Source organism: Achromobacter ruhlandii (assembly GCF_902859695.1).
GTDB lineage: Bacteria > Pseudomonadota > Gammaproteobacteria > Burkholderiales > Burkholderiaceae_B > Achromobacter > Achromobacter ruhlandii.
In genome coordinates, this window is record NZ_CADIJL010000028.1 from 14,434 (window position 1) to 30,072 (window position 15,639).

Here is a 15,639-nt window from a genome sequence, read left to right on the forward strand (position 1 = left end):
AGGCTCAGTGTCCGCCCAATGTCCGCTGGTAGACGTCGACCGTGGCTTGCGCGAAACGCGCCAGGTTGAAGTCGCGCTCGGCGGTCTGGCGCGCATGGGCGCCCATGGCGCGGACCTGCGCCGGGTCGTCCAGCATGCGGCGCAGGCGCGCGGTCATGGCGGTCACGTCGCGCACCGGCACGATCCAGCCGTCGACGCCGTCGGTGACGTTCTCGGGCAGGCCGCCGGCGTCGGTCACCAGCGCCGGCAGGCCCAGGCCCATGATCTCGCGGCAGGCGAACGACAGGGCCTCGCGGTACGACAGCACGAAGCCGGCGTGGCACGAGGCCAGCGCCGCGCGCACGTCGTCGAGCAGGCCGGGAAAGCGCACCTGGTCGAGCATGCCGAGGTCGCGCACGCGCTCGAGCTTGGCCTCGGACGGCGGGTCGCCGGCCACCAGCAGCAGCACGCGCTCCCTGTCGCCCGGCGGCAGCGCCGCCACGGCGGCCACCAGGTCGAGCCAGCCCTTGTCGTAATCGGTACCGCCGGCGCTGCCCAGCAGCAGCTTGCCGCGCCAGTCCGGGCCGAAGAAAATCTCGCGCAGCTTGTCCAGGCTGTCGGGCGGAGGCGGCGCGAAAAAGCGCGTGTCGATGCCATGGCGGATCGTGGTGATCGGCCGCTTGCGGTAGGGCGAATCGGCCAGCAGCCGATGGATGTAGTCGCTGACCGCGATGCTGTGGTCGGTGGCCAGCGCCACGCGCAGCTTGTGGCCGAAGCTGGAGACCGGGTGGTCGTTGTGCTTGGTGAACACGATGCGCGGGCGGCGCGCCATCGCCAGCGTGGCCAGCATGACCTGCTTGTGGTCGGCCGAGCCGTTGGCGTGGATGATGTCGAAGCGGCCCTGCTTGATCAGGCGGCGCAGCCGCGCCCGGTCGCCGAACCAGGATGACGGCCGCGTGGTGTAGCGCATGTCCACCACCGTGACGCCGGGAATCGCCTTGGCGTAGCGGTACAGCCGGCTGCTGGCCGGCGCGGCCACCGTGATCTGGTGATCGGCCGCCAGGGCGCGACACAGGTTGATGATGTAGGTGACGTGTCCACCGCCGTTGCCGGCGTGGAAATTGGTGTAGAGGATCTTCACTTGTTCTTCTCGGCCAGGAACATCAGCTTCGAATAACGGAAGAAACTGCCCGCCGCCGCGGTCACGGCCAGCACCAGCCCATGGCGGCCGTCGAGAAAGCCGCGCCGGATCAGGTAGATGCGCACGAAGGTCCAGAAGCTGTGGCCCAGCGCGCCGAACACCGAGGTGCGCTTGCCCTTGGCGTACATCATGGCGGCGGCGTCCGACGAATAGCGGTTGATCTTGGTGACCAGCGCGTCCAGGTTGTCGTACGGGTAATGATGGAAATGGCCCTTGAGCTGCAGCGGCGGCTGGCCATTGGCCGGCACCACGCGTTCATGCACGGCGGCGTCGTTGAAGCGCGCCGCGCCGCGCTTGAACAGGCGCAGCACGTAGTCGGGCCACCAGCCGCTGTGGCGGATATCGCGACCGCAGAAATTCGACAGGCGGGCGATCTCGTAGGTGTCGGCGCGCGGCGCGGCCAGGGTGTCCTGGATCTCGCGAGCCAGCTCGGGCGTGACGCGTTCGTCGGCGTCGATCGACAGCACCCAGTCGCCGCTGGCCAGATCGAGCGCGCGGTTCTTCTGCGGGCCGAAACCGGGCCAGTCGGACGTCACCTCGACCCGCGCGCCCAAGGCCCGCGCCAGCTCCACCGTGCCGTCGGTGCTGCCCGAATCCACCACGATGAACTCATCGGCGAAGGCGACCGACTTGAGGCACTCGGCGATATTGGCCGCTTCGTTCTTGGTGATGACTATGACTGATAACTTCATCCGCGATTCCTAAGACGCTTTTTCCAGGCCTTCCAGGCGTGATAGCGCGGTCCCCAGAAGGGATCGCGCGACAGCCAGATGCGCCGGTTCAACCAGGAGCCGCCCTGATTGCGCACCGCGAAGCGGTAGATGTGGCCGGGGTCGGCGCCAGGGGTGTTCTGGCCGAAAGGGTCGGTAGTGTACAAGTGGCGAAAGCCCGCCTGCCGGGCGGCCGCCACGTAGTCGGCGTCGAAATAGCCCTGCGGCCAGCACAGATGATCGCTGACCGCGCCCAGGCGCCGCGTCAGTGTCTCTCGTGAATCGGACAGTTCCTGCGCAATGTGGGCCTTCTTGGCCTCGACATCGGCGCCGCAGACCTTGTCCCAGCGCGTGTGGGTGTGGGTATGCGAATGGAATTCGAAGGTGCCGGCGGCCCGCATTGCTTCGATTTCGCTCCAGCGCAGCATGACATCGTCGGCGCGGCCGTCGGCGATCAGCTTCTTGCTGGCGTCGTGGTCGGGCGTGGCCGGCAGCGGCAGGCCCTGGCCGGCATGCGGACGCACCGGGCCGTCGCCGATCCAGCCTGTGATGGTGAACAGCACGGCGCGCATGCCATGGCGCGCCAGCACCGGATGGGCGTGGACCCAGTTGTTGAGATAGCCGTCGTCGAAGGTGATCAGCACCGAGCGCTCGGGCGCCGGCGCGCCGGCCAGGTAGGCGGCGAACTGGTCGGCCGACAGCGACTGGTAGCCGGCGCGCGCCAGGCGCGCGATCTGGGCCTCGAACACGTCGGGCATGGCGTTGATCATGCCGCCGGCCGGCGTGACGTGGTGGTACATCAGCACCGGGACGTTGGGCGCATTCATCGGCGCCGCTCCGCCAACCAGCGGGTGTAGACGGCCTCGGTGGTTTCGGCCAGGCGGGCGGGCGAGAACACGCCCTCTTCCCAGACCATCTTGCGGCCAGCCTCGCCCATGCGCTGGCGCAAGGCGGCGTCGTCGATCAGCCTTTCGAGCGCGGCGGTGAGCGCGGCCGGGTCCTTGGGCGGCACCAGGATGCCGGTTTCGCCGTCGCGGAACATCTCGGACACGCCGCCGACGTCGGTGCCGATGACCGGCAGGCCGCTGGCCTGGGCTTCGACGTAGACGGTGCCGGAGGCCTCCTGCTGGGTCGCCAGCGCGAACAGGTCGCAGCCGGCCAGCAGATTGGGCACATCGCGGCGCGTGCCCATCAGGTGGATGCGATCGGCCAGGCCGCGTTCGGCCACGTAGGCCTGGGTCTGCTCGAACACCGGCGAGCCGCCGCCCACGAACACCAGGTGCAGCTTGGGCCGGGTGGCCATCAGCGGCGCGATGGCGTCGATCAGGTCCTTGTGGCCCTTGGTGGCGCGCATCACGGCGACACAGCCGACCACCAGATCGTCCGGCGCCAGCCCGAGTTCCTCGCGCAGGGTCGAATGCTCGACCGGCGGCGGCAGCACGATCGGCGAATAGACCGTGGCGACGCGATCGGCCGGCACGCCGCGTTCGATCAGGTGCTCGCGCACGTGGTCGCTGACGGTGGTGACGCGATGCGGCAGGCGCGTGTACGACCAGAGCGAGCCGACCTTGTTGGACAGGTGGCGGGTGCGCACGATCAGCGGCGTGCCCGCCAGGCGGCCAGCCGCCGCGGCGATCACGGTGTCGCGCCGGCTGTGGGTGTTGAGCACGTCGAAGCGCCCTTCGCGCAGGATGCGGCGGATGGCGGCGACGCCCTTCAGGTAATTGACCGGCCCGTCCATCTCCAGCGTGTGGACGGTGAAGCCGGCGTCCGACAGGCGCTCGGCCAGCAGCGCGGTCGGCTGGCAGATGGCTTCCAGGTGATGGCCACGCGCGCGCATGGCGTTCATCTCCTTGAAGATGCGGCCTTCCTGGCCGCCGAAACTGGTGGCGGCTTCCGAGTGGACGATGTGCATCAGTACGTGACCTCCACGCCATTCGGCTTGGTCCAAGCGTTCAGGTTCTCGAGCAGCGTGTCGGCCATGCGCACGCGCCATTCCTCGCCCAGCCGCACCGTGCAGAGGAAATTGTTCTTGGTGTAGACGATGTCCACCGGCACGCCGGGGATGCCGTTCTCGGGCTCGGCGCGGAACGGGTTGAGCATCTGTCGCAGGCGCGCGGCGTCGGCGCCGCCGTTGAGCTTGACGCGCAGCGACTTGGCGCGCGCCTCGCGCGCCAGTTGCAGGTCGTACAGTTGCTCGGCGACGATGCGCATGCCGCCCGAATAGTCATCGTTGCTGACCTTGCCCTGGACGATGACCAGCTGGTCTTCGCGCAGGCGGTTGCGGTGCTTTTCGTAGAGTTCGTTGAAAACCGAGATCTCGACCTGCGCGGTGCCGTCGTCCAGCACCGCGAACACCATCTTGCCCCGGCGCGTCATCATGACGCGCACGCTGGCCAGCACCCCGCACATCCATTGCAGGTCACGCTGCGGCTCGACCCGCGCGAGCTGCATCGGCACGATCTGGCGCACTTCGTCGCGCCAGGCGTCGAACAGGTGGCCGCTATAGTAATAGCCCAGCGCCGATTTTTCCTCGGTGAGCTTCTTGTGCAGGTCCCACGGCGCCACCTTGGCCAGCTCGCCGGCCACCACGTCGCTGCTGTCGTCGCCGAACAGCGAGGACTGGTTGGCGCTGCGGGCAGCCTGCTCGGCCGCTTCCATGGCGGTCGGCACCGAAGCCAGCATGGCGGCGCGGTTCGGCTCGATGGTGTCGAACGCGCCGGCCTTGATCAGGGCCTCGATGGTGCGGCGGTTGACCGCGTGCTTGCTGACGCGGCGGCAGAAGTCGAACAGGTTCTGGAACGGGCCGCCTTCCTTGCGGGCGCGCAGGATGTCCTCGACCGCGCCCTGGCCGGTGCCCTTGACCGCCCCCAGGCCGTAGCGCATGGTGCGCGGCGGCTTGCCCTTTTCGGTGTACTTGTCGGCCACCGGCTCGAAGCGGTAGCCCGAGAAGTTGACGTCTGGCGGCAGCACCTCGACGCCGTTGTCCTGGGCGTCGCGGCAGAAGATCTGGACCTTGTCGGTGTCGTCCATGTCGGAGGACATGGTGGCGGCCAGGAACTCGGTCGGGTGGTAGGCCTTGAGCCAGGCGGTCTGGTACGAGATCAGCGCGTACGCGGCCGAGTGCGACTTGTTGAAGCCGTAGCCCGCGAACTTCTCCATCAGGTCGAACAGCTTGACCGCGAGATCCGGATCGTGGCCCTTTTCCTTGGCGCCCTTCTCGAACAGCTCGCGGTGCTTGGCCATTTCCTCGGGCTTTTTCTTGCCCATGGCGCGGCGCAGCAGGTCGGCGCCGCCCAGCGAGTAGCCGCCGATGATCTGCGAGATCAGCATCACCTGTTCCTGGTAGACGATGACCCCGTAGGTGCTCTTGAGCGTGCTCTCCAGATCGTTGTGGAAGTAGTCCACCGCGGCACGGCCGTGCTTGCGGTTGACGAAGTCGTCCACCATGCCCGATTCCAGCGGCCCCGGACGGTACAGGGCCAGCATGGCGATGATGTCTTCGAAGGTGTTGGGCCGCAGCTTCTTGAGCAGTTCCTTCATGCCGCGCGATTCCAGCTGGAATACGGCGGTGGTGTTGGCGTCGCACAGGATCTTGTAGGCGGCCGGATCGTCGAGGCTGAGCGCCATGACATCGAAGTCGCGCTTGTCCTCGTTGAACTGGCGCACGTAGCGCACGGCCCAGTCCAGGATGGTCAGGTTGCGCAGGCCCAGGAAGTCGAACTTGACCAGGCCGGCGGCTTCGACGTCGTCCTTGTCGAACTGCGAGACGGCGCTGTTTTCCTGCCCCGGCTGGCAATACAGCGGGCAGAAGTCGGTGAGCTTGCCGGGCGCGATCAGCACGCCGCCGGCGTGCATGCCGATGTTGCGGGTCAGGCCTTCGAGCGGCTTGGCCAGGTCCACCAGCGCGCGCACTTCCTCTTCCTGCTCATAGCGGTCTTTGAAGGCCGGCTCGTCCTTCAGGGTGCGTTCGAGCGTCCACGGATCCATCGGATTGAACGGGATCAGCTTGGACAGGCCGTCGCAGAACATGTAGGGCATGTCCAGCACCCGGCCGGCGTCGCGCACCACGGCCTTGGCGCCCAGGGTGCCGAAGGTGGCGATCTGGCTCACGGCGGCGCGGCCGTACTTTTCCTTGACGTAGTCGATGACGCGTTCGCGGTTGTCCTGGCAGAAGTCGATATCGAAGTCGGGCATCGAGACCCGCTCGGGGTTCAGGAAGCGCTCGAACAGCAAGTCGTAGCGGATCGGATCAAGGTCGGTGATGCCCAGCGCGTACGCCACCAGCGAACCGGCGCCCGAACCCCGGCCCGGGCCGACCGGCACGCCGTTGTTCTTGCCCCAGTTGATGAAGTCCTGCACGATCAGGAAGTAGCCCGGGAAGCCCATCTGGATGATGGTCTTGCATTCCCAGCGCAGACGCTCGTAGTACTGCTCGCGCTTGGATTCGCGTTCGGCCTCGTCCGGGAACAGGAAGGCCATGCGCTTTTCCAGGCCCTCTTCGGACAGCTGCACCAGGTAGTCGTCCAGCGACACGCCGTCGGGCGTGGGGAAATTCGGCAGGCGCGGCTTGCCCAGCACCAGGCTGAGGTTGCAGCGCTTGGCGATCTCGACCGTATTGGCCAGCGCCGAGGGCACGTCGGCGAAGCGGCGCGCCATTTCTTCGGAACTGAGCAGGTATTGCTCTTTGGTGAAGCGGCGCACGCGGCGCGGATTGGCCAGGATCTCGCCTTCGGCGATGCAGACACGGGCCTCGTGCGCCTGGAATTCGTATTCGTCCAGGAACTGCACCGGGTGGGTGGCCACCACCGGCAGGCCGGCCTCGCCTGCCAGGCGCATGGCGGCCTGGGTGTAGGCTTCATCGCCATCCATGCCGGCGCGTTGCAGTTCGATGTAGTAGCTGCCCGGGAACAGGTGCGCCCACTGGCGCGCCAGCGCCAGCGCCGACACTGCGTTGCCGGCGTCCAGCGCCTGGCCGACGTCGCCGCCGCGGCCGCCCGACAGCACGATCAGGCCGTCCTGGCCCTGCAGCCATTCGCGGCGGATTTCGGCGCGGCCCTTGCCCTGGTTGGTCAGGAACGCGCGCGACAGCAGTTCGCACAGGTTCAGGTAGCCCTGGTGGTTGCGCACCAGCAGCAGCACGCGGAACGGCTTGGCGGGATCTTCGTCGTTGCTCAGCCAGACGTCGCAGCCGGCGATGGGCTTGATGCCCGCGCCGCGCGCGCCCTTGTAGAACTTGATCAGGCCGAACAGGTTCGACAGATCGGTCAGGGCGACCGCGGGCTGGCCCAGCTTGGCCACGCGCTTGATGAGGTCGGGGATGCGCACGATGCCGTCCACCACCGAGAACTCGGAGTGGACACGCAGGTGGACAAATGGGGACGGGGTTGTTACGGCTTCGGACATGGTAGGAATTGTACCCAGTCGGGCGGTCGAAAAGCGCCGCCGGAGCGATCGCGCCGACGTGCGTCCGGCGCCCCTGTGTAACAATAGACGATTAGACCTGACTCACCCGCCGCAGGACGAGATTTACGTATGAAATGGCTGATACCCGGGATCTGGCTCGCCGCCATCCTGTTCGCGCACTTCCGTGGCCGCGTCAAGCTGCCGCTGGGCCGGCAATTGCTGGATCACTCGGTGCTGCTGGCGCCGATCAACGCCTTCATGGTGCTGAGCTCGCGCGTGCCGTCGACGCCCTACCTGACCACCAGCGAAATCGCCGAGCTCAAGGTGCTGGACGACAACTGGGAGACGATCCGCGACGAAGCCCTGCAGATGGCCGAGATGCGCCGCATCAAGGCGGCCGACAGCCACAACGACATCGGCTTCAATTCGTTCTTCAAGTACGGCTGGAAACGCTTCTACCTTAAGTGGTATGACGCCCGCCACCCCTCGGCCGAGGAACTGTGCCCCAAGACGGTGGCCATCCTGAAGACGCTGCCCAAGGTCAAGGCGGCCATGTTCGCCGAACTGCCGCCAGGCGGCCAGCTCAATCCGCACCGCGACCCGTTCGCCGGGTCGCTGCGCTACCACCTGGGCCTGGCCACGCCCAACGACGACCGCTGCCACATCATCGTCGACGGCGAAACCTACAGCTGGCGCGACGGCGAAAGCGTGGTGTTCGACGAGACCTACGTGCATGAGGCCTACAACCACACCGACCAGAACCGCATCATCCTGTTCTGCGACGTCGAGCGGCCGCTCAAGTGGGGCTGGGCCGAAGCCTTCAACCGCTGGTTCGGCCGCGTGGTGATGTCGGCGGCCAGCTCGCCCAACGACGGCGGCGACCAGACCGGCGCCATCAACAAGCTGACCCATGCGCACTGGGTCATCGACCAGAAGCGCAAGGCCTTCAAGGCCTGGAACCGCAACGTCTACAAGGCCACCAAGTACGGCCTGATCATCCTGGTGATCGCGGGCTTCATCGCCCTGTGATCGGATCGACCGCGCGGATCGCGCGGTCATCACGCCAGCACGGCGGGCCGTCCGGCCCGCCGCTCCCCACCCTACCCCGCGGCGCGCTCCGGCAAGGTCAACAGGCCGGTGTGGTAGTCGTAGCCGTAGATTTCGCCATAGCGCCCCCATTCCACCGCGATCTTCAGCACGCGCTCGGCTTCGTCGGGCTTGAGGAATTCCTCCAGCGAATCCAGGAAGTTCTTTTCCGGCAACTCGCCGGCAGGCTCCTGCTCCAGGCTGTGGCGAATGTGCGCGGCCAGCGGCACGTGCGCCAGCAGCTGGCGGCCGAAGATGGCCTGCTTCTGGCCCTGGTCGGCCTGCACGTAGCGCTGGCCAAGCGGCGTCAGGAAGATGTCGCCCTTGTCGATCTGGGCCAGGCCGAACAGGCCCAGCGCTTCGCAGGCCGGCAGCAGGTCGTCGTCCGAGATCTCGGCTTCCTCGGCCAGCTTGGGCAGGTCGGCGCGGCCATTGAACGGCGCCTCCGCCAGCACGTCCAGCACGCCCTCCATGCGCTCGACCTCGGTCTGCGGAAAGCGGTAGCCCAGGCCCTGCTGGCGCGGCGTCGGCACGTCGTGCGCCGGGCGCTGCGTCATCAGCGCATAGACCTCGTCGATCAGCGCCCGCACCTGCGGCGAATCGGCGTTGCGCGGCCGCGGCAGGCCGATCTGCACCTGGCTGCGGATGCGGCCGGGGTCGCTGGAGAACACGATGATGCGGTCGGCCATCATGACCGCTTCCTCGATGTTGTGCGAAACGATCAGGATGCCCTTGGTCGAGATGCGGCTCTCGTCCCACAGCTCCAGCATGTCGTCGCGCAGCGTTTCGCCGGTCAGCACGTCCAGGGCCGAGAAGGCTTCGTCCATCAACAGCACGTCCGGGTTCATGACCAGCGCGCGGGCGATGCCGACGCGCTGGCGCATGCCGCCGGACAGCTCGCGCGGCAAGGCGCCGCCGAAACCGCCCAGGCCCATCAGGTCGAGCACCGCATCGGCGCGCCTGGCGCGTTCGGCCGGCGCCACGCCCTGGGCCTCCAGGCCCAGCTCGACGTTCTGCTGCGCGGTCAGCCAGGGAAACAGCGCGAACGACTGGAACACCATGGCGATGCCCGCCGCCGGGCCGTACACCGGCTGGCCGCGGTAGGTGACGGTGCCCTGGTCGGCGTTGACCAGCCCCGCCATGATGCGCAGCAGCGTCGACTTGCCCGAGCCGGACTTGCCCAGCAGGGCCACGATCTCGCCTTCGCGCAACGTGAAGTCCACGTGTTCCAGCACGTGCCGGGCGGTGCCGTCCGCGGCGCGGAACGACTTGCCGACGTCGTGCAGTTCGATCAGGAAATTGGAATTCATGAGGACTCCCTACCGGCCGCGGTCTTCGGCCAGCAAATACAGTTTGCGCCAGAAAAACCGGTTCAGCAGCATGACGAAAATGCTCATGACGCCGATGCCGAGCGCGATGCGGTGGAAATCGCCCTGCTCGGTCATCTGCTTGATGTAGCTGCCCAAGCCGTCGGCCACCAGGGAAGTATTGCCCCAGGACACGTACTCGGCCACGATGCTGGCGTTCCAGGAGCCGCCGCTGGCCGTGATGGCGCCGGTGATGAAGCTGGGGAACACCGCCGGCAGGTACACCCGGCGCCATAGCAGCCAGCCCTTCAGGCCGAGGTTGCTGGCGGCCAGGCGCAGTTCGTTCGGAATGGTCGAGGCGCCGGCCACCACGTTGAACAGGATGTACCACTGGGTGCCGAAGATGATCAGCGGGCTGAGCCAGATGTTGGGGTTGAGCTTCAACGCCACCATCACGAACACCACCGCCGGGAACAGCAGGTTGACCGGAAACGCCGCCAGGAACTGCGCCACCGCCTGCACCCGCTGCGAATATTTGGGTCGCAGGCCGATCCAGACCGCGATCGGCACCCAGATCATCGACGCCAGCCCGATCAGCACCATCACCCGCACCAGGGTGATGCCCCCCAGGCCGATCACGTGCAGCACCTCGCTCCAGCCCACCTCCGCGTGCACGAAGACGACCAGTTTGTAGGTGGCCAGCAGCGCGCCGGCGGCCAGCAGCGCATCCCAGACGCGCGTCCAGCGCGGGTCTGGCGCCTTGGCGCGGGCGCGGATCGAGGTGCCGTCGTACGACACGCTGAACCAGCCCAGCGCGCGCCGCATCTGCGCCCAGAACATATTGGACAGCGCCTGCATCCAGCGGCTGCGGCGGGTCCAGTCCAGCAGCCAGGACTGCTGCGCCACGTCGGCCTGCGATTCCTCGAAGCGGAACTTGTCGGCCCAGGCCAGCAGCGGCCGGAAGAACAACTGGTCGTAGAGCAGGATGCCGGCCATCATGGCGCCGATGGCCCAGGCGATGGCGCGGCCGTTCTCGGCGTCGATCGCCACGGCGATGTAGGAGCCGATGCCAGGCAGCTTGATGTCCTGCCCGGCCACCGAGATGGCCTCGGCCGCCACCAGGAAGAACCAGCCGCCGGACATGGACATCATCATGTTCCACAGCAGGCCCGGGGTGGCATACGGCAGTTCCAGGCGCCAGAAGCGCTGCCAGCCGGACAGCCGGAACACGCGCGCGGCCTCATTCAGTTCGGCCGGCACGGTGCGCATCGACTGGTACAGGCTGAACGCCATGTTCCAGGCCTGCGAGGTGAAGATGGCGAAGATCGCCGCGCACTCGACCCCCAGCAGGTTGCCGGGAAACAGCGCGATGAAGGGCGCGATGGCGATGGCCTGGAACCCCAGGATGGGCACCGACTGGAGGATGTCCAGCATCGGGATCATGGCTTTTTCGGCGGTGCGGAACTTGGCCGCGATGGCCGCGAAGATAAAGCTGAACAGCAGCGAAAAGGCCAGCGCCGTGAACATCCGCAGGATGGTGCGCAGCAGGTAATACGGCAGGTAGATCGGATCCAGCGAGATTGGCAGCTCTTCGCCGACGGCGAAGGGACGGCTCATTTGCGAGGCGCCGTAGGCCATCGCGGCCAGCACCACCAGCACCAAGGGAAGAAGCGCCCAGTCCCAGCGATTGGGCGAAGAGCGGGACGACGAGGACGGGCGCGTCCGGGTGCTGAAGAGCTCGAACATGTCGGCAATGCTCCAGGGAGCGGGGTGAAGGCCCGCGCATTGAAGCATAACCAGATGACGCGTCACTGAACAGAAAACGACTGAAATCTGGGTGTAATACGGGACGGCTCAAACCGCCCCGTATTACACCGATGAAAAGGCCACCGCCCGCGTCGCCCGGCCCCGCAAATCAGCGTTGTAGGGACTCCCAGCTTTTCATCAGGCGCTTGACCGACACCGGCATCGGCGTGCGCAATTCCTGCGCAAACAAGGCCACCCGCAGTTCCTCCAGCAGCCAGCGGAACTCGTCCAGGCGGGGGTCGGGCGCCCCTTTCAGGGCCGAGCGGGCCCGCTGGTACTGGGTCAGGAGCGGCGCCATCTCGGCCACCAGCTTGGCGTCGCGGCCGGGGTCGGCGCGCAGCTTGTCGATGCGCGCCACCGCCGCCTTCAGGTAGCGGGGGAAATGCGACAGCTGGGCGTAGGGGGTGTCGCGGATGAACCACTTGGGCATCAGCGCCCCCAGCTGCTGCTGCAGGTCGGCGTAGGCGGCGGCGTGCGGCTTGGCCTGTGGCAGCTTGCGCTGCAGGGCCGCGTATTCCGTCAGCACCGCGCCCGCCAGGCGCGCCACTTCCTGGGCCAGGAGGCCCAGCCGGCCTTTGCCCTCGGCCCGGCGCGCCTCGAACTGCTGTTCATTGACCGGCCAGGGCTCGGCCAGGCAGGCCTGGCCGAGCGCGCAGTCGATGATCTGGTCGCGCAGTTCCTCCTGCGTGCCCAGTGTCATGTAGAGCATGCTGATTTTGGTCAGGTCGGCCAGGTTCTTTTCCAGGAACTTGACCTGCTCGCGCAGGCCCAGCCGGAACAGCTTGAGCAGGCCGGCGCGGTGCGCCTTGCGCGCCTCGTCCGGGTCGTCGAACACGTCCAGGTCGCAATGCGCGCCGCGATCGACCAGCGCCGGGTAACCGATGACCGATTGCCCGCGGCGCTTGATCTCCATGATTTCCGGCAGCGGGCCAAAGGTCCAGGACGTCAGGTTCTCGTGCGCCAGCGCCTGCGCCACCTGGGTGTCGCTGGCGGCCAGCTGCTGGAAGGTAGCCTGGGCCTGCTTGCCGAACTCGGCGCGCAGCTGCGCCAGGTTGCGGCCGGCGGCCAGCATGCGGCCGTGCTCGTCGACCACGCGGAAGTTCATGAACAGGTGCGCCGGCAGCGTCTCGAGCTTGAAGTCGGCGGCGGCCGGGCGCACCTGCACCTGATCCCACATGTCGGCGATCAGCGCGTCCACCAGGCCGGTCTGCGGGTCGCCCAGGCGCTCGAACCCGCGGTCGTAGAAGCCGGCGGCATAGTCGGGCAGCGGCACGCAGTGGCGGCGCAGCTTCTGCGGCAGCGACTTGAGCAGCAGGTGCACCTTCTCCTTGAGCATGCCGGGCACCAGCCATTCGCAGCGCGCCGGATCGATCTGGTTCAGGGCGAACAGCGGCACCGCCAGCGTCACGCCGTCGCGCGGCGAGCCGGGCTCGAAGTGGTAATCGAGCGCCATCGACACGCCCTGCCACTCCACCTTCTTGGGGAAGACGTCGGTGGTGACGCCGGCGGCCTCGTGCCGCATCAGTTCATCGCGCGTCAGCAGCAGCCTGGCGGCTTCGGCCTTGTCGAGGCCGTTGACCCACTTTTCAAGCGTCGCGGTCTGCGAGATGTCGGCCGGCAGCTGGCGGTCGTAGAAGGCGTAGATCAGCTCGTCGTCGACCAGGATGTCTGGGCGGCGGGTCTGGTGTTCCAGCTTTTCGATGCCGGCGATCAGCTTGCGGTTGTGGGCCACGAAGGCCAGGCGCGTGTCGATCTCGCCCGGCACCAGCGCCTGGCGGATGAACAGCTCGCGCGCCTCGCGCGGATGGACCCGGCCGTACTGGATGCGGCGGCCGCTGTAGATGGTCAGGCCGTAGAGCGTGGCGCGTTCGTTGGCCACCACCTGGCCGGCCTTCTTTTCCCAGCGCGGGTCGGACCAGTTCTTGCGGATCAGGTGGGCGCCGACCTTTTCCAGCCAGACCGGGTCGATGCGCGCCACGCAGCGCGCGTACAGGCGGGTGGTCTCGACCAACTCGGCGGCGACGATCCAGCGCCCGGCCTTCTTCACCAGGCGCGAGCCCGGATGGATGTGGAAGCGGATCTCGCGGGCGCCCTGGTAATGGCCGCCCTCGTCGCTCTTGAAGCCGATGTTGCCCAACAGGCCCGACAGCAGTGCCATGTGCAACTGCTCGTAGGTGGCCTCGACCTGATTGACGCGCCAGCCCTGCTCGCCCACCAGGGCGGCCAGCTGGGTGTGGACGTCGTGCCATTCGCGCAGCCGGATGGGCGACAGGAAGTTCTGCCGCAGCAGGCCCACCAGCTTGCGCTGCGAGGCCTTGTGCTGCACCTGCTCGCCGTACCAGCGCCACAGCTTGAGGAACGAGATGAATTCGGACTTGTCGTCGGCGAACTTGGCGTGCGCGGCCTCGGCCGCCTCGCGCTCCTGCATGGGGCGGTCGCGCGCGTCCTGCACCGACAGCGCCGAGGCGATGATCAGCATTTCCGCCAGGCACTGGTGCTCGCGCGCGGCCAGGATCATACGGCCGATGCGCGGGTCTACCGGCAGCTTGGCCAGTTCGTGGCCGGTGCGGGTCAGGACGAACGAGGCGCCGGTGCGGCTGGCGTCGTCGCCGTCGTCGGCCGCGGCCAGCTCGATCGCGCCCAGCTCCTGCAGCAGGTGGTAGCCGTCGGCCACCGCGCGCCCGGGCGGGGCCTCGACGAACGGGAACTGCTCGATGTCGTCCAGCTTGAGCGACTTCATCCGCAGGATCACGGAGGCCAGCGAGGAACGCAGCACCTCGGGGTCGGTGAAGGCGGCGCGGGCGTTGAAGTCGGCTTCGTCGTAGAGGCGGATGCAAAGGCCCGGGCCGACGCGGCCGCAACGGCCGGCGCGCTGGTTGGCCGAGGCGCGGCTGACCGGCTCGATGCGCAGTTGCTCGACCTTGTTGCGCCAGGAATAGCGCTTGACGCGCGCCAGGCCGCTATCGACCACGAAGCGGATGCCGGGCACCGTCAGCGAGGTTTCCGCCACGTTGGTGGCCAGCACGATGCGGCGCGCGTTGCCGCGCGGATGGAAGATCTGTTCCTGCTCGGCCTGCGACAGGCGCGCGTACAGCGGCAGCACCTCGGTGCCGGCCGGGTGGCGCTTGCGCAGCGCCTCGGCCGATTCGCGGATCTCGCGCTCGCCCGGCAGGAATACCAGCACATCGCCGGGGCCGTGGCGGGCGCACTCGTCGACCGCGTCGACGATGGCGTCGATCAGGTCGCGTTCCTCGTCGCCCGACATGCGCTCGCGGTCGCGGCCCGGCTTGGCCGGCGCGGCGTCTTCCTCGGCTTCCTCGCGCACCGGGCGGTAACGCACCTCGACCGGGTACAGCCGGCCCGAGACCTCGATCACCGGCGCCGGCTTGTCCTCGGACGCGGCGAAATGGCGGGCGAAGCGCTCGGCGTCGATGGTGGCCGAGGTGATGATGACTTTCAGGTCGGGGCGGCGCGGCAGCAGCTGCTTCAGATAGCCCAGCAGGAAGTCGATGTTCAGGCTGCGTTCGTGCGCCTCGTCGATGATGATGGTGTCGTAGCGGCGCAGGAGCGGGTCACGCTGCGACTCCGCCAGCAGGATGCCGTCGGTCATCAGCTTGATCGACGCATTGGGGCCGGTGCGATCGTTGAAGCGCACCTGGTAGCCCACCACCTCGCCCATCGGCGTGTTCAGCTCCTCGGCGATGCGCTTGGCCACCGAGGTGGCGGCCAGCCGCCGCGGCTGGGTGTGGCCGATCATCTTCTGGCGGCCGCGGCCCAGTTCCAGGCAGATCTTGGGCAACTGGGTGGTCTTGCCCGAGCCGGTCTCGCCGCTGACGATGACCACCTGGTGGCCGGCGATGGCGCGCGCGATTTCCTGGCGCCGCGCGCTGACGGGCAGGTCCTCGGGGTAGGTCACGGCGGGAATGGGCCGCTCGGGGCGGGGCGCCTGGCGCGCCGCCGGGGCCGCGGCGTCGGCGCGCGGCTTGCCCGGGGCCCGGGTCGGCCCGTCGGCCTGTACGGGCGGCCGCGGGCGGGAAGATTCTGGCATGTACGATTTGTCCGGTTAGCTGCCTATTATATAAACGCCGCGCGGCCATATAATTTCGCCACGCCGTCCCGTGACGGCGCGTTGACGCGGCCCCGG

9 protein-coding genes are annotated in these 15,639 nt (G+C 67.8%); 1 reads left to right on the forward strand and 8 read right to left on the reverse strand.

The genetic code is table 11. The features are described from left to right. Positions 1-4 precede the first annotated feature (4 nt). Genes HV742_RS24980 through dnaE form a run of 5 tightly spaced genes read right to left on the reverse strand, consistent with a single transcriptional unit; the run spans position 5 to position 7,296 of the window. Complete coding sequence (locus HV742_RS24980; protein ID WP_175146644.1) at positions 5-1,120, reverse strand: glycosyltransferase family 4 protein; 1,116 nt, start codon at positions 1,118-1,120, stop codon at positions 5-7. Beyond that, positions 1,117-1,872 (reverse strand): glycosyltransferase family 2 protein, encoded by a 756-nt coding sequence (locus HV742_RS24985; protein WP_049072650.1) that lies wholly within the window; start codon positions 1,870-1,872, stop codon positions 1,117-1,119. Before HV742_RS24985 ends, HV742_RS24980 begins: the two co-directional genes overlap by 4 nt. Beyond that, positions 1,869-2,717: a polysaccharide deacetylase family protein gene (locus HV742_RS24990; protein ID WP_059269705.1), complete on the reverse strand. Its 849-nt coding sequence runs from the start codon at positions 2,715-2,717 to the stop codon at positions 1,869-1,871. Before HV742_RS24990 ends, HV742_RS24985 begins: the two co-directional genes overlap by 4 nt. Beyond that, positions 2,714-3,805, reverse strand: a complete 1,092-nt coding sequence (locus HV742_RS24995; RefSeq protein WP_175146645.1) for a glycosyltransferase family 4 protein — start codon at positions 3,803-3,805, stop codon at positions 2,714-2,716. Before HV742_RS24995 ends, HV742_RS24990 begins: the two co-directional genes overlap by 4 nt. Next, a complete protein-coding gene (gene dnaE, locus HV742_RS25000; RefSeq protein WP_059269703.1) occupies positions 3,805-7,296 on the reverse strand; it encodes a DNA polymerase III subunit alpha in 3,492 nt (1,163 codons plus the stop codon). Before dnaE ends, HV742_RS24995 begins: the two co-directional genes overlap by 1 nt. A 129-nt stretch (positions 7,297-7,425) precedes the next feature. Here dnaE and lpxO point away from each other — a divergent pair, with 129 nt between their 5' ends. Next, entirely contained in the window at positions 7,426-8,325 is a 900-nt protein-coding gene (gene lpxO / locus HV742_RS25005) for a lipid A hydroxylase LpxO (protein ID WP_049072645.1), read from the forward strand. Positions 8,326-8,396: 71 nt separating this feature from the next. Here the strand turns inward: lpxO and HV742_RS25010 are convergent, their stop codons facing one another. From HV742_RS25010 to hrpA, 3 genes are all read right to left on the reverse strand, one after another. Further along, positions 8,397-9,692 (reverse strand): ABC transporter ATP-binding protein, encoded by a 1,296-nt coding sequence (locus tag HV742_RS25010; protein ID WP_049072643.1) that lies wholly within the window; start codon positions 9,690-9,692, stop codon positions 8,397-8,399. A gap of 9 nt (positions 9,693-9,701) precedes the next feature. After that, the gene (locus tag HV742_RS25015) at positions 9,702-11,435 is read right to left on the reverse strand and encodes an ABC transporter permease (protein WP_175146646.1); all 1,734 of its coding nucleotides are present in this window, start codon (positions 11,433-11,435) and stop codon (positions 9,702-9,704) included. A gap of 169 nt (positions 11,436-11,604) precedes the next feature. Further along, entirely contained in the window at positions 11,605-15,543 is a 3,939-nt protein-coding gene (gene hrpA / locus HV742_RS25020; protein WP_175146647.1) for an ATP-dependent RNA helicase HrpA, read from the reverse strand. Between the last annotated feature and the right edge of the window lie 96 nt (positions 15,544-15,639).